The organism is Pseudomonas sp. HY13-MNA-CIBAN-0226, assembly GCF_040310305.1.
Classification (GTDB): domain Bacteria; phylum Pseudomonadota; class Gammaproteobacteria; order Pseudomonadales; family Pseudomonadaceae; genus Aquipseudomonas; species Aquipseudomonas gregormendelii.
This window is the reverse complement of the sequence record NZ_JBEOPS010000005.1, coordinates 60,170-79,194: the sequence shown is the minus strand read 5'-3', so window position 1 is coordinate 79,194 and position 19,025 is coordinate 60,170. Positions and strand designations below refer to the sequence as shown.

Annotated in this window: 16 protein-coding genes, 4 tRNA genes and 2 pseudogenes; 5 read left to right on the top strand and 17 right to left on the bottom strand. The window is 60.2% G+C overall.

Annotated elements, in window-relative coordinates; all coding sequences use genetic code 11:
* Positions 1-2 precede the first annotated feature (2 nt).
* From AAEZ05_RS07055 to AAEZ05_RS07040, 4 genes are all read right to left on the bottom strand, one after another.
* The gene (locus AAEZ05_RS07055) at positions 3-782 is read right to left on the bottom strand and encodes an ABC transporter permease (protein WP_122839120.1); all 780 of its coding nucleotides are present in this window, start codon (positions 780-782) and stop codon (positions 3-5) included.
* Positions 779-1,711, bottom strand: coding sequence for an ABC transporter ATP-binding protein (locus tag AAEZ05_RS07050; RefSeq protein WP_045061744.1), 933 nt, complete (start codon positions 1,709-1,711; stop codon positions 779-781). The genes AAEZ05_RS07055 and AAEZ05_RS07050 overlap by 4 nt, the downstream gene beginning before the upstream one ends.
* A 133-nt stretch (positions 1,712-1,844) precedes the next feature.
* Complete coding sequence (locus tag AAEZ05_RS07045; RefSeq protein ID WP_350646852.1) at positions 1,845-2,468, bottom strand: glutathione S-transferase family protein; 624 nt, start codon at positions 2,466-2,468, stop codon at positions 1,845-1,847.
* A gap of 43 nt (positions 2,469-2,511) precedes the next feature.
* Positions 2,512-3,171, bottom strand: coding sequence for a transglutaminase-like domain-containing protein (locus AAEZ05_RS07040; protein WP_350646851.1), 660 nt, complete (start codon positions 3,169-3,171; stop codon positions 2,512-2,514).
* 244 nt (positions 3,172-3,415) lie between these two features.
* Here AAEZ05_RS07040 and AAEZ05_RS07035 point away from each other — a divergent pair, with 244 nt between their 5' ends.
* The gene (locus tag AAEZ05_RS07035) at positions 3,416-5,863 is read left to right on the top strand and encodes an acyl-CoA dehydrogenase (RefSeq protein WP_045061747.1); all 2,448 of its coding nucleotides are present in this window, start codon (positions 3,416-3,418) and stop codon (positions 5,861-5,863) included.
* Between the two features lie 74 nt (positions 5,864-5,937).
* Positions 5,938-6,345, top strand: coding sequence for a PA2817 family protein (locus AAEZ05_RS07030; RefSeq protein ID WP_045061748.1), 408 nt, complete (start codon positions 5,938-5,940; stop codon positions 6,343-6,345).
* Positions 6,346-6,508: 163 nt separating this feature from the next.
* On the opposite strand, the gene AAEZ05_RS07025 is transcribed toward AAEZ05_RS07030, so the two are convergent.
* Positions 6,509-7,495, bottom strand: coding sequence for a LysR substrate-binding domain-containing protein (locus tag AAEZ05_RS07025; protein WP_205893472.1), 987 nt, complete (start codon positions 7,493-7,495; stop codon positions 6,509-6,511).
* 88 nt (positions 7,496-7,583) lie between these two features.
* Between AAEZ05_RS07025 and AAEZ05_RS07020 the strand changes: the two genes are divergently transcribed.
* Positions 7,584-8,210: an alanyl-tRNA editing protein gene (locus tag AAEZ05_RS07020; protein WP_205893471.1), complete on the top strand. Its 627-nt coding sequence runs from the start codon at positions 7,584-7,586 to the stop codon at positions 8,208-8,210.
* 173 nt (positions 8,211-8,383) lie between these two features.
* Here the strand turns inward: AAEZ05_RS07020 and AAEZ05_RS07015 are convergent.
* The 4 genes from AAEZ05_RS07015 to AAEZ05_RS07000 all read right to left on the bottom strand — a co-directional run bounded on the left by AAEZ05_RS07015 (position 8,384) and on the right by AAEZ05_RS07000 (position 8,796).
* Positions 8,384-8,459, bottom strand: a tRNA-Gly gene (locus AAEZ05_RS07015).
* 3 nt (positions 8,460-8,462) lie between these two features.
* Positions 8,463-8,538: transfer RNA gene (locus AAEZ05_RS07010), tRNA-Glu, on the bottom strand.
* A 104-nt stretch (positions 8,539-8,642) separates the two neighbouring features.
* Positions 8,643-8,718, bottom strand: a tRNA-Gly gene (locus AAEZ05_RS07005).
* Between the two features lie 2 nt (positions 8,719-8,720).
* Positions 8,721-8,796: transfer RNA gene (locus AAEZ05_RS07000), tRNA-Glu, on the bottom strand.
* A gap of 394 nt (positions 8,797-9,190) precedes the next feature.
* Between AAEZ05_RS07000 and AAEZ05_RS06995 the strand changes: the two genes are divergently transcribed.
* Positions 9,191-9,949, top strand: coding sequence for a hypothetical protein (locus tag AAEZ05_RS06995; protein ID WP_045061751.1), 759 nt, complete (start codon positions 9,191-9,193; stop codon positions 9,947-9,949).
* Between the two features lie 107 nt (positions 9,950-10,056).
* Here the strand turns inward: AAEZ05_RS06995 and AAEZ05_RS30670 are convergent.
* The 3 genes and pseudogenes from AAEZ05_RS30670 to AAEZ05_RS06985 form a co-directional block, all read right to left on the bottom strand.
* Positions 10,057-10,653 (bottom strand): annotated as a pseudogene (locus tag AAEZ05_RS30670) (methyl-accepting chemotaxis protein); the annotation flags it as partial.
* A gap of 102 nt (positions 10,654-10,755) precedes the next feature.
* Positions 10,756-11,970: pseudogene (locus AAEZ05_RS30665) on the bottom strand (HAMP domain-containing protein); the annotation flags it as partial.
* A gap of 346 nt (positions 11,971-12,316) precedes the next feature.
* Complete coding sequence (locus AAEZ05_RS06985; protein WP_045061753.1) at positions 12,317-13,078, bottom strand: SDR family oxidoreductase; 762 nt, start codon at positions 13,076-13,078, stop codon at positions 12,317-12,319.
* Positions 13,079-13,310: 232 nt separating this feature from the next.
* On the opposite strand from AAEZ05_RS06985, the gene AAEZ05_RS06980 reads away from it, so the two are divergent.
* A complete protein-coding gene (locus AAEZ05_RS06980) occupies positions 13,311-14,315 on the top strand; it encodes an NADP-dependent oxidoreductase (RefSeq protein WP_045061754.1) in 1,005 nt (334 codons plus the stop codon).
* Positions 14,316-14,444: 129 nt separating this feature from the next.
* Here AAEZ05_RS06980 and pyrF read toward each other — a convergent pair whose 3' ends face one another.
* The 5 genes from pyrF to AAEZ05_RS06955 form a co-directional block, all read right to left on the bottom strand.
* Complete coding sequence (gene pyrF, locus AAEZ05_RS06975) at positions 14,445-15,143, bottom strand: orotidine-5'-phosphate decarboxylase (RefSeq protein WP_045061815.1); 699 nt, start codon at positions 15,141-15,143, stop codon at positions 14,445-14,447.
* Between the two features lie 115 nt (positions 15,144-15,258).
* On the bottom strand, positions 15,259-16,311 hold the full coding sequence (locus AAEZ05_RS06970) for an AI-2E family transporter (protein ID WP_045061755.1): 1,053 nt from the start codon (positions 16,309-16,311) through the stop codon (positions 15,259-15,261).
* Positions 16,312-16,372: 61 nt separating this feature from the next.
* Positions 16,373-17,179, bottom strand: coding sequence for a DUF4892 domain-containing protein (locus AAEZ05_RS06965; protein WP_205893470.1), 807 nt, complete (start codon positions 17,177-17,179; stop codon positions 16,373-16,375).
* A 136-nt stretch (positions 17,180-17,315) separates the two neighbouring features.
* Positions 17,316-18,170 carry an alpha/beta hydrolase gene (locus tag AAEZ05_RS06960; RefSeq protein WP_045061757.1) on the bottom strand — a complete coding sequence of 285 codons (855 nt, stop codon included), beginning with the start codon at positions 18,168-18,170 and terminating at the stop codon, positions 17,316-17,318.
* A complete protein-coding gene (locus AAEZ05_RS06955; RefSeq protein WP_122839107.1) occupies positions 18,167-18,973 on the bottom strand; it encodes an alpha/beta fold hydrolase in 807 nt (268 codons plus the stop codon). Before AAEZ05_RS06955 ends, AAEZ05_RS06960 begins: the two co-directional genes overlap by 4 nt.
* Between the last annotated feature and the right edge of the window lie 52 nt (positions 18,974-19,025).

The following is a 19,025-nucleotide window of genomic DNA, read 5'->3' as shown; positions in this document are numbered from 1 at the left end:
CTTTAAGTACGCATCCCGCGGCCACTTACCAGCAACCGCGCGCAACCGATATACAACACCACGGTCGCCACCAGCATGAAGGTGATCGCTACGCTGATGCGGATGTCCGAGACTCCGAGGATGCCGTAACGAAACGCATTGACCATGTGCAGCACCGGGTTCGCCAGGGACACGGTCTGCCAGAACGGCGGCAGCAGGGAAATCGAGTAGAACACCCCGCCCAGGTACGTCAATGGCGTCAGCACAAAGGTCGGGATGATCGAAATGTCATCAAAGTTGCGCGCAAACACGGCGTTGATAAAGCCCAGCAACGAGAAGATCGTTGCCGTCAGCACCACCACCAGGATGGTCACGCCCAGGTGGTGCACCTGCAAATGGGTAAAGAACAGCGACAACAGGGTCACGATCACCCCCACCATCAACCCACGCAGCACGCCCCCGAGGGTGTAGCCGATCAGAATCGTGTGCGGCGACACCGGCGACACCATCAATTCCTCGATGGAGCGCTGGAACTTGCTGCCAAAGAAACTCGACACCACGTTGCCGTAGGAGTTGGTGATCACCGACATCATGATCAGGCCCGGCACGATGTACTCCATATAGGTGAAGCCACCCATGTCGCCAATCTGCCGACCGATCAGGTTCCCGAAGATCACGAAGTACAGCACCATGGTGATCGCTGGCGGCAGCAAGGTCTGCGGCCAGATTCGGGTGAAGCGCCTGACCTCGCGGTAGACGATGGTGTTCAGGGCAACGAGGTTGGGTTGCAGCTCGGAACTCATACCGCCACCTTCGACAGATTTTTCTCCACCAGGGACACGAACAACTCCTCAAGGCGATTGGTTTTGTTGCGCAGGCTCAACACTTCGATGTTCTGCTGCGCAAGCTGGGTGAACAGCGCGGTGATGCCCATGGCCTTGTCGACCTGGACCTCAAGGGTATGACCGTCGACCAGCCTGGCCGGGTAACCAAGCAACTGCGGCGCAACGCTCAAGGTGTTCTTGAGATCGAGCAGGAAGGTCTCCACATGCAACTGCCCCAGCAATTGCTTCATGCTGGTGTTCTCGACGATGGTGCCGTGGTCAATGATGCCGATGTTGCGGCACAGCTGTTCAGCCTCTTCCAGATAATGGGTGGTGAGGATGATGGTGATGCCTTTCTGGTTCAGCTCGGTGAGGAAGGTCCACATCGAGCGCCGCAACTCGATGTCCACCCCCGCCGTCGGCTCGTCGAGGATCAGCAAGCGCGGTTCGTGAACCAGCGCGCGGGCAATCATCAACCGGCGCTTCATCCCGCCAGACAGGGACCGCGATGGCGTATCGCGCTTGTCCCACAACCCCAGCTGGGTCAGGTACTGCTCGGCGCGCTCCTTGGCGATTTTCGGCGGGATGCCGTAGTAACCGGCCTGGGTCACGACAATGTCGAAAGTCTTTTCGAACTGGTTGAAGTTGAATTCCTGGGGCACGACGCCGATGGAGCGCTTGAGCGCCGCCGGGTTCTTGTCCAAATCGTGGCCGAAGATGTTCACCGTGCCGCTGGTCTTGTTCACCAGGGTCGAGAGAATGCCGATGGTCGTGGACTTGCCCGCACCGTTAGGGCCGAGCAAGGCGAAAAAATCACCTTCGGCGACATCCAGATCGATACCACTCAGGGCCTGGAAACCGTTGCCGTAGGTTTTGGTTAGCTGCCGGATGGACAGAGCGGAACTCATATCGGATTACGCACCAAGAAGGGAAAGGAAGGAATAGATAAGGGCGGGCGGTGACGAACACAACCGCAGCGCATGAGCGCAATGGTGCTTGTCCCCGCCACACAAGTACAGTCAAGCGTGTCGATAGTGAGTATTAAGTCAACGCGGTCATGACGGCTTTCTGATACGCCGGACGCTGCTTGAGCCGCGCGTACCAGGCCTCAAGATGGGGCTGGGGTGCGCGCTCGATGGGCATTTCAAACCAGGCATAAATAAAACTGCCCAGGGGGATGTCACCCATGCCGATCTCTTCACCCGACAGGTAGGGTTGGGCCGTCAACGCCTGATCGACCACCGCCAGCAGCGCGTCGCACTCCTTGATCGCAGCGTGGATGGCCGGCCAGTCCTGTTGATCGGCCGAGGTGCGCAGCACACCCCAGAACACGGTGCGGAACGGGCCGGCAAAGCTCGAAGTGGTCCAGTCCATCCACTTGTCGGCGCTGGCGCGGGCTTGCGGATCCGCCGGGTACCAGGCGCTGTTGCTGGCGTGGCGGGCCAGGAGATAACGCACGATGGCATTGGATTCCCACAGTACGAAGCCGTCGTCTTCGATCACCGGCACACGACCATTGGGGTTCATCGCCCGGTAATGCGCGGTGTCCACGACGCCAAAGGCACCGCCGGCATCTATTGCCTCGTAAACCAGGCCCAGCTCCTCGGCGGCCCACAACGGTTTCCTGACATTCGACGAGTTCTTGCGACCCCAGATCTTCAGCATGAGCGCCTCTTTATGGATGAATGCGCAGGCAGCATACGCCGGATCAGGCGCGACTCAAATCGCTCTGCATGTCCCCCAGCAGCGCCGGCAACTGCCCGGCAAACAGGTGCGGGTAACATTTTTCCAGGTGCTCGAAAAAGAACGCTTCAGGCACATCAGTGAACTGGCCATGGTCGACCAGGTACTCCATCAACGGCTCGCCATCGCGGTTTAAAGGGTGGAACACGCTGTCGTTGATCCCGTCGAACTCCAATGGCGCGACGTTGAACAATTCACACAAGCCTTGATTGAATGCCGGCGTGGCCTTGACCCAGCGTCCGTTCAGGAACAGTTCGGTATAACCGTGCATGGCGAACACGTCGCTCCTGAGCAGTTCGAGCAGCCGCGGGGTCGACAGGTGATTGCGCACATCAGCCAGACCGATACGTGCCGGGATTGCGCAATGCCGCGCTGCGCCAGCCAGCAATGTGGCCTTGGGCACGCAATAGCTTTCCCCTGCCGCCAGGGCGTAACTGCCGCACAGGGTCTGCGGGTCGCGGCTGAAGGTATAGGGGTTGTAGCGCACAGCTTCGCGCACGGCGTAATAGAGATTGATCGCCTGCTCGAGCGGATCGCGACTGGCGCCACGGTGTTTTTCAGCGAACTCCACTACTGACGGGTGGTCACTATCGATGAAGCGGCCGGGGCTCAAATACTCGTGCATGAGATCAATCTCCTGGGGAAGACCCGAGTCTAGCGACAGGATAAGCACAGAGATAACGGCATTTCGGCCAAACATGGGCGCATTGTCGCGCGAGCAGCGAACGATTTGCGCAGGCTGTTGCCAACCGTGCCTGCAAAACTTTTACAAGGTTTCTCACAATTCAACACCTTGCCCTGATCACCCTGCTACGGATGCCGTCTAAGCTCTGAGGGTTGGTTTTGCCCTGGTTCACGGAGGATTAAATATGCTGTTGTTGTGGATACTGGTTCTGATCGTCGGCATTGCCTATCTGGCGCATCGCCGCACCGCCCCACTACCCGCCTTGTGCATCGTTGCCGTTTATGTGGTGGCAATGGGCGCCTTCAGTCACGCGCCAGGCTGGTTGTTGTTGCTGCTATGGGTGTTGATCGCCGCCGTGGCGGCGCCCTTGTTGCTGCCGGACCTGCGCCGCAAATTTTTCAGCGCGCCACTGTTCAGCTGGTTCCAGAAAACCCTGCCGCCGATGTCGCAGACCGAGCGCGATGCGATCGACGCAGGCACGGTGTGGTGGGACGGTGAATTGTTCAGTGGCCGTCCGGACTGGGATAAATTGCTGGCCTACCCGAAAGTGCAGTTGAGCGAAGAGGAACAGGCTTTTATCGATGGCCCGACCGAAGAGCTCTGCGCCATGGTCAGTGACTGGCAGATCGGCCAGGACATGGACCTGCCACCGCAAGCCTGGACCCACATCAAGGACAACGGCTTCTTCGCCCTGATCATCCCCAAGGAATTCGGCGGCAAGGGCTTTTCCGCCTATGCCCACTCCCAGGTGGCGATGAAACTGGCGACTCGCAGCGGCGACCTCGCCTCCACCGTGATGGTCCCCAATTCCCTAGGCCCTGCCGAGCTGCTGCTGCACTACGGCACCGACGAACAACGCAACCACTACTTGCCACGACTGGCGCGCGGTGACGATATTCCGTGCTTCGCCCTGACCGGCCCGCTTGCCGGCTCCGATGCCGGCGCGATGCCCGACACCGGGATCATCTGCAAGGGTGAATGGGAAGGGCAGGAAACCCTTGGCCTGCGCCTGAACTGGGAAAAACGCTACATCACCCTGGGCCCCGTCGCGACCCTCCTCGGCCTGGCGTTCAAGGCCTATGACCCGGACCATCTGCTGGGTGACAAGGAAGACCTGGGCATCAGCCTGGCGCTGATTCCAACTGACACCCCTGGCGTCGAGATCGGACGTCGCCACCTGCCACTGGGCGCGGCGTTCATGAACGGCCCCAATTCCGGCAAGGACGTGTTCATCCCCCTGGACTACCTGATAGGCGGCCAGGAGATGCTCGGCAAGGGCTGGATGATGTTGATGAACTGCCTGTCCGTCGGCCGTTCGATTTCCCTGCCGGCAGTTGGCACCGGCGCCGCCAAGTTCACCAGCCTGGTGACCGGCCAGTACGCCCAGGTCCGCGAGCAGTTCAACGTGCCACTTTCGGCGTTCGAGGGTATCCAGGAGGCCATGGCGCGTATTGGCGGCAATGCATGGATGATGGATGCAGCGCGGATGCTTACCGCCAACGCCGTAGACCTGGGCGAGAAGCCTTCGGTGCTGTCGGCGATCCTCAAGTACCACCTGACCGAACGTGGACGCGAATGCATCAGCCACGCCATGGATGTACACGGCGGCAAGGCCATCATCATGGGCCCGAACAATTACCTGGGACGCAGCTGGAACGGCGCGCCGATCTTCATCACCGTGGAAGGCGCCAACATCCTTTCGCGCAACCTGATGATCTTCGGCCAAGGCGCGATTCGCTGCCATCCGTTCGTACTCAAGGAAATGGCCCTGGCGGGGCGCGAGGACAAGGATCAGGCCCTGGTCGAGTTCGATGCGTTGCTGCTCAAGCACATCGGATTTGCCGTTGGCAACGCCGCCAGCACCCTGGTGCTGAACCTCGGCTTTGGTCACTTTGAACGGGCGCCAGGCAATGCCCTGAGTCAAGGGTACTTCCGCGCGCTCAACCGCCAGGCCGCCGCGTTCGCCATGCTCGCCGACCTCAGCATGATGCTGCTGGGTGGCGAACTTAAACGTCGCGAACGCCTGTCGGCACGTCTGGGTGATGTACTCAGCAACATGTACCTGGCCTCTGCGGCACTCAAGCGTTACCACGATCTCGATTCGCCTGAACATATGGCGCCGCTGTTTAACTGGGCGATGGAAGAAAGCCTCGGTCAGTCGGAAAAGGCCCTCGACGAACTGCTGACCAACTTCCCGAACAAAGTACTGGGCTGCCTGCTGCGGGTGATCGTGTTTCCATTCGGTCGCCGTCACAAAGGTCCGTCGGACAAGCTCGGTGCCGAGGTCGCTGCTGTCATCGGTCGCGCCAAAGGTGATCCGACCCTGGAAGAGTTGCTCGGTGGTTGCTACCGCCCGCAGGCGGCAGATGACGCCGTCGGCGCGTTGCAGCATGCGTGCAACCTGTTGAACGCCGCGCAGCCTTTGCAGAAGAAGCTGCATGTGGCGCTCAAGAGTGGCCAGGTCAAGCCGGCTGCCGGGGAACACGCGATTGATGCGGCACTGGAAGCGGGCGTATTGCAGCCAGTGGAAGCGCTGACTTTGCGTGATGCCGAGGCGGCACGACGCAAGGTGATCGATGTCGACGACTTCGACAAGGAAGAGCTGGCACTGGCCGACGGAAAGGTCCGCTGATTCCGTTCTACCTGTAAAAACGGGCGCAGGAGCTTTATACTCCCGCGCCCGTTTTGCTCTTGAGGACTTATCTCGTGTCCAACATCGTTGCCGATCATCTCGTCCTGCTGGACCACTTGCGCAGCATCCTGGTCGCCGTGGGCGAGGCCGAGCAGGTTCCCGAAGAAAGCCATGCCTTGTTCCTGGAGCGTTTCGACGAACTGCGGGCATTGTTGCCAGTCGACCCGATCGAAAGCCAATACCTGGGCCAGGACATCCTCTGCCAGGTGATCGCCCGCTACCCGCAAATCGCCCACCTGGTCCCGCGCGACCTGCTGTGGTATTTCGCCGGTGATTGCCTGCACTACATGCCTGACGACGAAATCGATTTGTACCAGGCGCTGGAAGAACGTCGCTTCGAAGCCGAACAGAACGATGAGCCGTTCGACTGGAATCAGGAGAAGCAACTGCTGTCGATGTCCATCGACGACAGCAAGCACTGATCCACGATCAGCACTACCAGAGGCCCGCATGGTGAACATGCGGGCCTTTTTCGTGGCAGCCGATGACCCCATCGCGGGCAAGCGTTGCTCCCACAGGTAAAACCGGACCATTGTGAGCTGACCTTAAGCTCGTGGGAGCAAGGCTTGCCCGCGATGGGGCCTCTCAGGGCAAACCTTCACTTTCAGGTGTCTCATAGGCCGCCATCTCTGCCCCCCGACCAGGCTTGCCCAAGGTCGGCTCTTTCTCCAGGCACTCCACCAGATAATCGATAAACACGCGCAACTTCGGCGGCATGTACCGGGTTGGTGAATGCAGCAGCCAGGCACCACCATGGTAAGACGCCAGAAAGGTCCAGTCCGGCAACACCTGCACGATTACCCCCTGCTCCAACGCGTGACGTGCCGTGAAATAAGGCAGGCTGCCAATTCCGATATGCTGCAACACCGCCCCCAGGCGAACGCCGGTGTGATTGGCGGCATAACGCCCGCGCACACCGACCGTGATCGCCTTGGTGCCCTTTTTGAATTTCCAGCGCGCATCGCTTGGAGTTTCTCCCAGGTAGATGCAACTGTGGTTGAGCAAATCATGGGGGTGCGTCGGTATGCCGTGTTCGGCCAGGTACTGTGGAGTGGCGCACAGCATATGATCGATCGTCAGCAGCTGGCGCCCCACCAGCCCGGCAGGTGGCCGATCAGTGATTCGAATGGCCAGGTCGACATGGTCATCGATCAGATCCACCTGCCGATCCTCCAGCAGCAACTCAACGTCCACCTTGGGAAAACGCCGCAAGAATTCCGGCATGTGCGGGTGAATCACAAACCGCCCAACCGCCTTGGGCACGCTCACCCGTATCAGCCCTTCTGCCTCATCCGTGAACTGGCCACTGATCTCCATGACCGACTTGGCGGCGCTGACCATTTCCTGGCAACGCTTGAACACCTCCTCGCCACCATCACTGAGCCGCAACTTGCGCGTGGTGCGTTGCAGCAAGCGAGTGGCCAACGCTTTTTCCAGGCGCGAAATGCTACGACTGACCGCCGAAGGCGAGGAGCCGAGTTGACGAGCCGCTTCAGAGAAGCTGCCAGTCTCGACAACCTTGACGAAAATCGCCATTTCACCCAGCAGCGGCAACGGAAGATTTATGCTCACAGCGCAACAGTCCTTTGATGTTTGACCGGATTATCACGCTTTTCCCCGCTACCTATAATAAAAAACAGTATTTATCCGGATTCGGCACATGACGCTTCGCCTCTTTTTCCACAGTGATGACCTCAATGCCAACGTGGAAGTACTGGACTGCATGCCGCACGAGAACGAGTTCGCCGTCGTGCTGCGGGCCACACTCTTTCACCCCCAGGGCGGTGGGCAGCCTTTTGATACCGGCTCGATAGGCGAGAGCCAAGTGCTTCGTGTGGTCCAGGGTCCCGACCGCATCATCCATTTTGTCGACCGCCCGATAACCCCGGGCATGACCCGGATTCGGATCGACGAGCAACGTCGCCAGTTCAATACCCGCATGCATTCTGCCGGTCATTTGATCGGCCACCTCGTCCAGGCCATGGGCTGGATGCCAGTCAAGGCGCATCACTGGCCAGGTGAAGGCCGGGTGCAATTCAAACCTGCCGAGTCCGCACAAGAGGTCGACGTAAAGACTGTCCAGATCGGCCTCGATCAGTGGATAGCCGACGACCTGCCACGCCTGTCGTCGCTACGCGAAGGCGCGAGGGAAATCAGCTTTGGCGAACTCCCTGCCTATGGCTGCGGCGGCACTCATGTACGCAGCCTGAGGGAGTTGGGCACGGTCGCCATCGCCTCCGTCTCATCGAAGAAAGGCGTGCTATCGGTTCACTACAGCGTGGACTGAGGCTGGGGCAGCCATTCACTTCGGGCGGTATTGCCGGACACCCGATCTTTTCGATCTAAAAAGCCACACACGCAAAAGGCCCGCGCAGTCTGACTGGCGGGCCTCTTCACTTCTCGGGAACAAATTCTGCACAAACAAAAACGCCGCTCAATGAGCGGCGTTTTCGTTAAATATGGAGCGGGAAACGAGACTCGAACTCGCGACCCCGACCTTGGCAAGGTCGTGCTCTACCAACTGAGCTATTCCCGCAAATGGCGTCCCCTAGGGGACTCGAACCCCTGTTACCGCCGTGAAAGGGCGGTGTCCTAGGCCACTAGACGAAGGGGACACGCTGCCCGGAACACATGGTGTGTGTTTCGGTGCCCAGAGCCGCATCCGAAGACTTGGTTCTGGTTTCACTCAGTGCTGCCCGAAAGCAACACTGTTTAAAAATGGAGCGGGAAACGAGACTCGAACTCGCGACCCCGACCTTGGCAAGGTCGTGCTCTACCAACTGAGCTATTCCCGCATTGGCGTCCCCTAGGGGACTCGAACCCCTGTTACCGCCGTGAAAGGGCGGTGTCCTAGGCCACTAGACGAAGGGGACACACGTACAACATTCACTGCCTACCGCGTTTCGCTGTGTGCTTTACGCTGTAAGTGGCGCGCATTCTATGGATGGATTGAGAGGTCGTCAACCCCCAGATATAAATTTATTTAAATCAATGACTTCGACCTGGATTCAGGCGCGTTTCGGGCTTTTCCGCCGCCCGGTGTCTGACGCCTATATTCTGACGCCTGCCAAGACGTTATAGTCGATCTGCGCCACAGATGATGGCCATATGCACCCAATACAGAGATTACTTATATAAGGCGCATGACGGCCGATACAGGCTGGACACTGTCCGATTCAACCCGCCGTGCGGCGCTATGCGCTCCAATGCCAAGCCACTACACTCGCTCGCGAATCCCATAAAGAGGTCTTACCGGTGACTCCACTCATGATCACCCTGCTCGTCGTAGCCGGGATCGCGCTATTGATCGTCATTGGCTACATGAACAATGTGGTGGAAAACAACAAGCTGGAGAAAGCCCGCACCAAGGTTGAGCTCAACGACCGCCTGCGTCGTTGCGGTGAGATCACCGAGACGTTCCCTGGGCAGTTGATGACACCGGCGCTCAAGCTGCTGTTGACGCGCCTGGAGCTGAATGTCTGCCAGCGCCTGCTCAACCTGGAAAAATCCAATGCCGGGCTCAAGGCCCGGATTGCCGAGCTGACGGCGCTGGTCGCGCAAGGGGAATCGATTCCGGTCAATAACCCGCCGGCGCCGATCCAGACTGAGGCCAAAGCCAAGGACGTACGTTTCCTGCTTGAGGCCCTGCACGGTCAAATTACCCGCGCAGCCCAGGACGGTTTCCTGCCCACCAACGAAGCCAAGCGCTGGATCCGTGAGGTTCGCCATATCCTGGTGCTGCTGCACATCGAGTTTTTCAACAATCTGGGCCAGCACTCGCTGCAGCAAAATCAACCTGGCCAGGCGCGACTGGCTTTCGAGCGCGGCGTTCAATACCTGCGCAAACAGCAGGAACCGCAGGTTTACGCCGAACAGCTGCAGTATCTGGAGAAACTCCTGGCTCGTGCCAACGCCCAGGTGATGGACAAGACTGCGCCTGCCGAAGACGAAGTGAACCAGTTGACCGAAGGCCTCAAGGACGTCGAAGCCGATGCGGACTGGAAGAAAAAAGTCATCTACGACTGATCGACCTGTGCAGGAGCGAGCTTGCTCGCGAAAAACGTCTGAGCGCTGCGGGGTGTCTGAATCCCCGAGTCATCGTTGACGACCATCGCGAGCTCGCGCCTGCAGAGTCAGAGCCTGAAATGCCCCACCATCCCCTTCAGCTCTATCCCCAACTGCGCCAGCTCGATACTGGAAGCGGCATTGCCCTGCATCGCCAGCGAAGACTGGTCGGCGCTGGCACGGATGCTCGTTACGCTTCTATTGATCTCCTCGGCCACCGAGCTCTGTTCCTCGGCGGCTGCAGCAATTTGCTGATTCATCTGCTGAATCAATGACACGGCAGCCGCGATGCTGCCCAAGGCACTTTCGGTCTGCAGTGCATCGCTCACCGCCAGCTTGACCAGCTCCCCGCTGTTCTGGATCTGTTGCACCGATGAGTGCGCCGCAGAACGCAAGGCGCTCACCAGGCGTTCTATTTCCTCGGTCGATTGCTGGGTGCGCTTGGCCAGGGCTCGAACTTCATCTGCAACCACTGCGAAGCCCCTGCCCTGCTCTCCGGCGCGCGCGGCTTCAATCGCCGCGTTCAGCGCCAGCAGGTTGGTCTGCTCGGCCACGCTCTTGATGACGCCGAGCACCGTGCCGATGTTCTGGATCTCGGCGCTCAGGCTTTCAATGCTTGAACTGGCCGAGGTCGCTGAATCCGCCAGCAGCTCGATCCGGGCCATGCTCTGGCGCACCACTTGCTGTCCGCTTTCGACCTTGCTGTCCGCCGTCTGCGCCGCTTGAGCGGCCTCCTCTGCATTACGCGCGACGTCATGCACGGTGGCGGTCATCTGGTTCATCGCGGTGGCTACCTGCTCGGTTTCCTCCTTCTGGCTACTGACCTCAAGATTGGTCTGCTCGGTGCCTGCCGATAACGACTGCGCCGAACTGGCCAACTGTTCGATGCCGGCCTGCAAGCCACTGACGATGGTGCTTAGCCCGGTCCCCATCTGCTGCATGGCGTGCATCAGTTGACCGATTTCGTCGCGCCGGGTCACCTCCACCGTCGCACTCAGATCCCCCGATGCAATTCGCTGGGCGACCTGGATCACACTGCGCAGAGGCGCCACGATCAGGCGGGTGATCACCCACGCGGCAATCAGGCCGGCCAGGAGTGCCAGCACAGAGGAACCGATGATAAGCAATGCGTTCTTCTTCAACTCTGCCTGCATGGACTGATCTTCGGCGACATAGGCCTGGTCCACTCGATCCACCACTTGGGCGGCACGCTGGTGCAACTGCGCATAGACGGTTTTTTCCTGAGCCAGCAGCCCGGTGTACTCCGCGAGTTTTTCGCTGAAACCGGCAATGTGGCCAGTCACTTCGTTGAGCACCGTCTTGTAGCCGTCATCCAAGACCGTGGACTTGAGCTGCTCAGCCTGAGCCAGCGCCTGGTCAGCCTGCTCGATCTTGCCCTGGCCGGCGCCGTCATCACCCTTGCGACTCAAGTCCAGGCGTACACGTGCCTCGTTCATCGCCTGCAGCATCAACCGCGAGACCTGACTGACCTGACCGGCCTGTTCGATGAATTGCGCGCCATCCTTGCCCTGGGACTCTTTCAGGGTGTAAGCCCCATCATCGGCGAGCCCGGCCTGCAAAACATCGAGGTTGTTGGCAACGCTTGAGACTGACCAATTGGCCATTTCCAAGGCCAGGTCCTTGGTCTGGCTGAGCGAGACGAACTCGTCGAAGGCTTTTCTATAAGCCGCCAGCGATTGCTCCACGTCATTCATGACCGGCACATTCGCTGCAGAGGCCTGCTTGAGCCCGGTCGCCAGGGCAATCAGCTCGTCGACCCCGGCGTGCAAGGCCTCGACGGTTTTAGCGTCGCCCCGCAAGGCGTACTCCTGCTCGAGCAAGCGCACCTTGAGCAGGCCGCTATTAAGCGAGGACATCTGTTTGAGATCATTGAAGCGCTGGCTGATGGCCTGCAACGACCATACGCCGATTGCCGCGATAAGCGCCGTCAATAACAGTACCAAGGCAAACCCCACACCCATTTTTTTTGCCATACCGAGGTTGGCAAAACGTCCTTGCACGGCCGATTTCATTGCACTGGGTCCCTTGATCGAGTCTATTCAAGCAGATTCGCAACGGGCCCCAGGCAACACAAGACTCTGACGTCGGAATAATGGCAAAAAGCTACGCACCCGTCGTTTTCAGAACGCTGGAGGTCGATCCGGCGAAGTCGCCATGAAGAAGCGGCGAGCCTGCGGATCACACGCATAGAAAGTGGCTGGATCTTACTTGGGTGACACAGTAAAAGATCGCAGCCTCGTTGCACTCGACAGCGCCTACACATCGTCCTAAGCAGCGTCTGCGCAGGCTTGTGCAAAGCGGGCGGGTTTAGAAGGCCGTTACGCCGCCGTCCACTGCCAAGGAGTGCCCGGTGGTGAAAGCGGCGCCATCGCTGCACAGGTACAACACCGCACTGGCGATCTCCTCCACTTTGCCGATGCGACCGACCGGGTGCATCGCGTTGGCGAACTCGCCCTTCTTCGGATCCGCCTCATAAGCTCGGCGGAACATGTCGGTGTCGATCACCGCAGGGCACACGGCATTGACCCGGATTTTCTTTTTCGCATACTCGATCGCAGCTGACTTGGTCAGGCCGATCACTGCGTGCTTGGACGCCGCATAGATGCTCATCTTCGGCGCAGCGCCCAGGCCCGCCACCGAAGCCGTGTTGACGATGGCGCCACCGCCCTGGGCCAGCAGCAGAGGCAGCTGATACTTCATGCACAGCCATACGCCTTTGACGTTGACCCCCATGATGGCGTCGAACTCGTCAAGCGTGCCGTCCGCCAGCTTGCCCTTCTCGATTTCAATGCCGGCGTTGTTGAAGGCATAGTCCAGGCGCCCGTAGGCATTCACCACCTCGTCCATCAGGTGTTTCACTTCGCTTTCCTGAGTGACGTCGCAGCGCACGAAGGTCGCTTCGCCGCCCAGTGTACGAATCAGCGCCACGGTACCTTCGCCGCTTGCCGTGTCCAGGTCGGCGACCACCACTTTCAAGCCTTCAGCGGCGAATGCCTGGGCAGTCGCGCGGCCGATACCATTACCGGCGCCCGTCACTACTGCTACCTGACCAGAAAACGTCATGCTCATTGTCATGTCCTCGAAGAAAGCCGGGAAAGTGCGTGCACCCAGTCTAGACACAGGTGCCTGCAGCACGTCAGCACTATCAAGAGGCCGGTTGGCTGCTCATGAGTAGCAGTGATGAAACTGCCTGGGGGACTATCACTGCTCTGGATCGAACTGCATTCGCCGTATCAGCGAGACTTGCGGCCTGGGTCATGAAGGGCTATCAACAAGGCTTCATCCCTCTTGAGCGCCTGTCATGACTACCCAGACCAATCGCCAGTTCCTGCTCGCCAAACGTCCGGTGGGCCCGGCGACCCGCGAAACCTTCACCTATCAGGAAGTACCGGTTGGTGAACCGGGCGCAGGACAGATCCTGGTCAAAACCGAATACCTGTCCCTGGACCCTGCCATGCGTGGCTGGATGAACGAGGGCAAGTCCTACATTCCTCCAGTCGGTATCGGCGAAGTCATGCGTGCATTGGGCGTGGGCAAAGTCGTTGCGTCGAACAATCCCGGTTTTGCCGTCGGCGACTACGTCAACGGTGCCCTCGGCGTGCAGGATTATTTCCTCGGCGAGCCAAGGGGTTTTTATAAGGTCGATCCGAAACTGGCCCCGCTGCCACGCTACTTGTCAGCGCTGGGCATGACGGGCATGACCGCTTACTTCGCCTTGCTCGACGTCGGCGCGCCAAAAGAAGGCGACACCGTGGTGCTGTCGGGCGCCGCTGGCGCTGTGGGCAGCATTGCCGGGCAGATCGCCAAGCTCAAGGGGTGTCGTGTGATCGGCATCGCAGGTGGCGCGGACAAGTGCAAGTTCCTGATCGAGGAACTGGGTTTCGACGGCGCTATCGACTACAAGAACGAAGATGTGCACGCCGGCCTGAAGCGTGAATGCCCCAAAGGGGTCGACGTCTATTTCGATAATGTCGGCGGCGATATTCTCGATGCAGTGCTGAGCCGCTTGGCGATGAAAGCGCGAGTGGTTATCTGCGGCGCCATTAGCCAGTACAACAACAAGGAGGCAGTCAAGGGACCCGCCAATTACCTGTCGCTATTGGTCAACCGCGCTCGCATGGAAGGCTTTGTGGTGATGGACCACGCGGCGCAGTTCGCCGCCGCCGGGCAGGAAATGGCGGGCTGGATGGCCAAGGGACAACTCAAGAGCAAGGAAGATATCGTCGAAGGGCTGGAGACGTTCCCGGAGACGCTGATGAAGTTGTTCAGCGGGGAGAACTTTGGCAAGTTGGTGCTGAAGGTGTAACGCCGTCACTGACTGAATCAAAACCCTGTGGGAGCGGGCTTGCCCGCGATGAGGGCGTGCCCGTCGACATCAAATTTGACTGGCACACCGCTATCGCGGGCAAGCCCGCTCCCACAGGTTTAGAGCCGGTTAGGCGAGTTCGGCGACTACGGCGGCCAACGCCTTGGCTGGATCAGCCGCCTGGCTGATCGGACGGCCGATCACCAGGTAATCCGAACCGGCATCCAGCGCCTGCCGAGGGGTCAGGATGCGGCGTTGATCATCCTGGGCGCTGCCGGCCGGACGAATACCTGGCGTCACCAGTTGCAACGACGGGTGAGCCGATTTCAGGGCCTGGGCTTCCAGCGCCGAGCACACCAGGCCATCCATTCCGGCTTTTTGCGCCAATGCAGCCAGGCGCAGTACCTGTTCCTGCGGTTCGATGTCCAGGCCGATACCTGCCAAATCCTCGCGCTCCATGCTGGTCAGCACGGTCACGCCGATCAACAGCGGCTTTGGCCCCGTGCGCTGGTCGAGCACTTCGCGACACGCAGCCATCATGCGCAGGCCACCGGAGCAGTGCACGTTGACCATCCACACGCCCATTTCCGCAGCGGCTTTCACCGCCATCGCGGTGGTGTTGGGGATGTCATGGAACTTGAGGTCGAGGAATACTTCGAAACCCTTGTCGCGCAGGGTGCCGACAATTTCCGACGCACAGCTGGTGAACAGCTCCTTGCCCACTTTGACCCGGCAGAGAGTCGGGTCCAGTTGATCGGCCAGCTTCAGTGCGGCGTCACGGGTGGGGAAATCCAGGGCGACGATGATAGGAGTCTGGCAGACGGACATGGGCGGGCTCTCAGGCAGGACGAAATCGGCGCGCATTGTAGCGGAACCAGGGGCGCTGCGGGACCCGATGATCGGTAAATCGTCCCGACAGCTCAGGCAATACCAGTTTTTTCCCTCAGCGCCGCTCTTCTATGCGGGCGTGACTCTTGCTCCAGTCAGTCAACAAGCTATAGGCCACGGCCAGCAACGTGGGGCCGATGAACAAGCCAATGAAGCCGAATGCGATCAGGCCGCCAAATACCCCCAGCAACACAATCACCAGCGGCAGGTTGCCGCCGCGGCTGATCAGGTAGGGTTTGAGCACGTTGTCGACGCCGCTGATGATGAATGTGCCCCAGATCCCCAGGAACACCGCCATCCCGTAGTCACCTTTCCACGCCAGCCACGCCGTCGCCGGAATCCACACCAGTGGCGGGCCCATGGGAATCAGGCTGAGCAGGAAGGTCACGATACCGAGCACCAGGGCCCCGGGAACGCCGGCAATCAGGAACCCGACCAACGCCAGCAACGCCTGCGCCGCTGCCGTGCCGATCACTCCGTTGACCACCCGCTGTACCGTACCGGCCACCAGCTCGATGTAATAGCCGGCGCGATCGCCGATCAATCGTTCGAGCAAGCCATGGACGAAGGCCGCCAGGCGCGGTCCGTCGCGATAGAAAAAGAACACGAAGACGATGCTCAAGGTCAGTTCCAGGATACCGCCGCCGATCTGCGCACTGCGGGCCAGCAGCCAGTTGCCGACCTGCCCCAGGTACGGCTTGACCGCCAGCATCATCGCTGCGCCCTGCTGGTCGATGCTGTCCCAGATCCCCACCAGCCGCTCGCCAATCAGCGGAATCGAACCGAGCCAGGTCGGGGCCTCGGGCAGGCCGTCGACCTGCACGTCCTTGATGAAAGCGGTGGCATCGCGCACGTGATCGGCCAGGTTGAAACCCAGCCATACCAGGGGTACAGCCACCAGCAACATCCAGCCCAGGGTCAGCACGGCGGCGGCCAGGGATTCGCGACCGTTGAGCCAGCGAGTCAGCAGTCGCATCAATGGCCAACTGGCAAATGCCAGCACCGCCCCCCAGAACAACGCCGACCAGAACGGCGCCATCACCCATAAGCTCGCGCCAAACAGCACCAGGAGCAGGATCTGCACCAACAGCCGATCATTGTTGATCATGTAGGTCTCGTCAGTCAGGAAAGAGTCGGCGAGCGCGCATCCGGCGCTCGCCTGATGAAGCTTATCGCAATAGTTCGATGTGCAGGCCAGAGCCTTCGTTGCTGCCGGTTTCCATCCTTGCCGCGCGCACGCCCTGCTTTACCAGCGCCTGACGCCAGGCTTCGGCGTTCGGCCCGGAGACACTCACGCGCAGGCCGGTATCCAGGTTCAAGCCACGCGACAGCAAGCGCAACCAGGTCTCGTCGGGCGCGCCGGACAACTTCGCAAAGTCGAGTTCGCCCGTACTTTTAAGCTGTCGCAGCAAAGTGGCGGAGGTCGGCAGCAATTCGCCCAGTGGCGCGGCGGCGTCAAACTGCTCGGCATGCAGATACGCTTTACGATTGCCCCTGGTGATGCTGTAGAGCGCTACCAGGGTATTGTCCTGGGGCGCCGCCAGACGCAACAGCAGATAGGCCTGTTGATCATCGGCCCCGTACAGTTTTGCGTTGCCAAACACCTCATTGGCCCACAGGCTGCTCTCCCCGCAGTCACGCGCCTGGCACCAGAACAACAACTCGGCGCCCTGCTTCTGCAAGGCCTCACGGGCCGCGGTAAAAGCGTCAGTGGAAGAGTGTTCCGGGGGCAGTTCGTAGGTGACGGAAGTGGTCTGCCCACGCGCCGTGACCTGTCCGTCAAAGCGCAACTGCCCGCTGATCTTGCGGATCGACCCCAGCGGATAGATCCGTTCCATTTCCACAGCGGGGCGATAGTCGACGATCTGCGCATCGGCCATCCGCGGCAGCATCGGCAGGTCCTGGCTACCGGGCAAGTCGGCAGCAAACGACTGGGCACTGAAACAGCACAGCGCGAAAAAACTGAGTGAGCGCATGGAAAGACTCATCGGATCGGCATGCCCTGGGAACGCGGGACGACCTGTTGGTCATTCGGGGTCGCTGCGGTGTAGAGATCTTTCATGGTTGTCTCCCATTTCAAGCCGCCCAGCCTCGACAGTTGCCAGGCGCAAGTCAAGGAACGGTGAAGAACCGATTGAAACAGTCTGCGACAAGATCCGCGCCAGCCTCATCATTCAGGTGCAAATGATGGCCACCTGGCAGTTGTTCCCGGCTGAAGGGTAGACGCTCCAGCAACGCCTCGTGTCTGGCGAGCATGCCATCGGCGGCGACCACCAGTTTGGCTCGGCAACTGACCCGCTGCACAAAGGTCATCGCCTGTTCCGTGGTCAGGCGCAGGGGCGAAGGCAGCGTCAGGCGGTTGTCGGTGCGCCAGGTATAACCGCCCGGCACCGGCATCAGCCCGCGCTGAGCCAGCAACTCGGCGGCTTCGCGACTTACCGCTACCAGGCCTTTCATCCGCGCTTCGATGGCCCGGTCGAGCGTGGCATACACCGGCTTGCGCTTCTCCCGCAGGTCCAGTTGCGCCTGCAAGGCCATGCCCATCCGCTGCGCGGCATTTTCCGCATCGTCCGTAGGAGGAATGATGCCGTCGATCAGCGCCAGGTGCGTGACGCGCTCCGGCAGTGAACCGGCGATGATCAATGAAGCAATCGCCCCCATCGAATGGCCCAGCAGCGCAAAGCGTTGCAAACCCAGTTGCTCGGCCACTTGCAGTACATCGTGGGCATAGTCCCACATCGCGTAGCCGGCACCGGCAGGCCGGTGTCCGGAATGACCGTGCCCGGCCATGTCCAGGGCAATGATACGCAGGCCATGGAGCCTGGGCGCCAGCCGGGCAAAGCTGTTGGCGTTGTCCAGCCAGCCGTGCAAGGCGATCACGGGCAGCCCGTCCTCAGGCCCGAACAAGTGTGCCGCCAATTCGATGTGCGGCAGGTTCAGGCGAATTTCTTCAACGGCATGGCTCATGCGCAATCCTGCTTGGGACGAGCTTGCCAGCGGCTGAACAGGTTCTTCAGCAGCGTGGCGGTATCCTGGGGGCGCTCGAGTGGAAACATGTGGCCGCCGGGCATGGTCAGGGACTCACCCAGCGGCATGCGTCCCACGGCGCTGGCGTGATGGCGCATGACCACCCGGCTCTTGTGCCCGCGAACCACCGCCAGCGGCACTTTCAACTGCCGCGCCCGGCCAGGACTGGTATGGGGCACGCCCCGATAGATACTGATTTCCGTGGCAGGATCGAAGCGCAATCGCAAGGTGTCGCCAACCTGATGCAATCCGTGAAGCAGGTAGGCATCCAGGCACTCCGGATCAAAGCTGCGAAACAGGCTTTTGCCAGCAAAATAGCGGCGGGCGCTGTCCATGTCGCGGAATTCTTCGCGCCGGCCCAGGGTGCGGCCGGCCGGCGTCAGGCGATCGATGAAGCCAAAGCGCTTGGCGGCGCGAATCACCCATTGATCGGCACGAGTCAATACCGGCGAATCGAGCATCACCACCCCGCGGTAGAGCTCCGGGCAGCGCAACGCGGCATGCAGGTGCAGCACGCCGCCGAAGGAATGGCCGACGCCCCACACCGGCTCCGGTTGCTGTTGCAGGTGATGGATCAGCTCATCCACGAGGTTGTACCAATTGTCGTCCGCCGGAAAGCGCGGATCGTGGGCGTGCTGTTCCAGATGCGTGACCTGAAACTCAGGTGCCAGCGCCGCAAACAATTTGCCATAGGTTCCGGAGGGGAAACCGTTGGCGTGTGCGAAGAATATCTGTTGCGGCATACCGGCAAATCCATGAGCGAGAACATGGGGTGATTGTCCGTAAGACGGTGGG

What these genes read in the sequence shown, in the direction of transcription:
- AAEZ05_RS07055 (WP_122839120.1), bottom strand. Translation starts at nt 782, where the DNA reads ATGAGTTCCGAGCTGCAACCCAACCTCGTTGCCCTGAACACCATCGTC.
- AAEZ05_RS07050 (WP_045061744.1), bottom strand. Translation starts at nt 1,711, where the DNA reads ATGAGTTCCGCTCTGTCCATCCGGCAGCTAACCAAAACCTACGGCAAC.
- AAEZ05_RS07045 (WP_350646852.1), bottom strand. Translation starts at nt 2,468, where the DNA reads ATGCTGAAGATCTGGGGTCGCAAGAACTCGTCGAATGTCAGGAAACCG.
- AAEZ05_RS07040 (WP_350646851.1), bottom strand. Translation starts at nt 3,171, where the DNA reads ATGCACGAGTATTTGAGCCCCGGCCGCTTCATCGATAGTGACCACCCG.
- AAEZ05_RS07035 (WP_045061747.1), top strand. Translation starts at nt 3,416, where the DNA reads ATGCTGTTGTTGTGGATACTGGTTCTGATCGTCGGCATTGCCTATCTG.
- AAEZ05_RS07020 (WP_205893471.1), top strand. Translation starts at nt 7,584, where the DNA reads ATGACGCTTCGCCTCTTTTTCCACAGTGATGACCTCAATGCCAACGTG.
- AAEZ05_RS06995 (WP_045061751.1), top strand. Translation starts at nt 9,191, where the DNA reads ATGATCACCCTGCTCGTCGTAGCCGGGATCGCGCTATTGATCGTCATT.
- AAEZ05_RS06985 (WP_045061753.1), bottom strand. Translation starts at nt 13,078, where the DNA reads ATGAGCATGACGTTTTCTGGTCAGGTAGCAGTAGTGACGGGCGCCGGT.
- AAEZ05_RS06980 (WP_045061754.1), top strand. Translation starts at nt 13,311, where the DNA reads ATGACTACCCAGACCAATCGCCAGTTCCTGCTCGCCAAACGTCCGGTG.
- pyrF (WP_045061815.1), bottom strand. Translation starts at nt 15,143, where the DNA reads ATGTCCGTCTGCCAGACTCCTATCATCGTCGCCCTGGATTTCCCCACC.
- AAEZ05_RS06970 (WP_045061755.1), bottom strand. Translation starts at nt 16,311, where the DNA reads ATGATCAACAATGATCGGCTGTTGGTGCAGATCCTGCTCCTGGTGCTG.
- AAEZ05_RS06965 (WP_205893470.1), bottom strand. Translation starts at nt 17,179, where the DNA reads ATGCGCTCACTCAGTTTTTTCGCGCTGTGCTGTTTCAGTGCCCAGTCG.
- AAEZ05_RS06960 (WP_045061757.1), bottom strand. Translation starts at nt 18,170, where the DNA reads ATGAGCCATGCCGTTGAAGAAATTCGCCTGAACCTGCCGCACATCGAA.
- AAEZ05_RS06955 (WP_122839107.1), bottom strand. Translation starts at nt 18,973, where the DNA reads ATGCCGCAACAGATATTCTTCGCACACGCCAACGGTTTCCCCTCCGGA.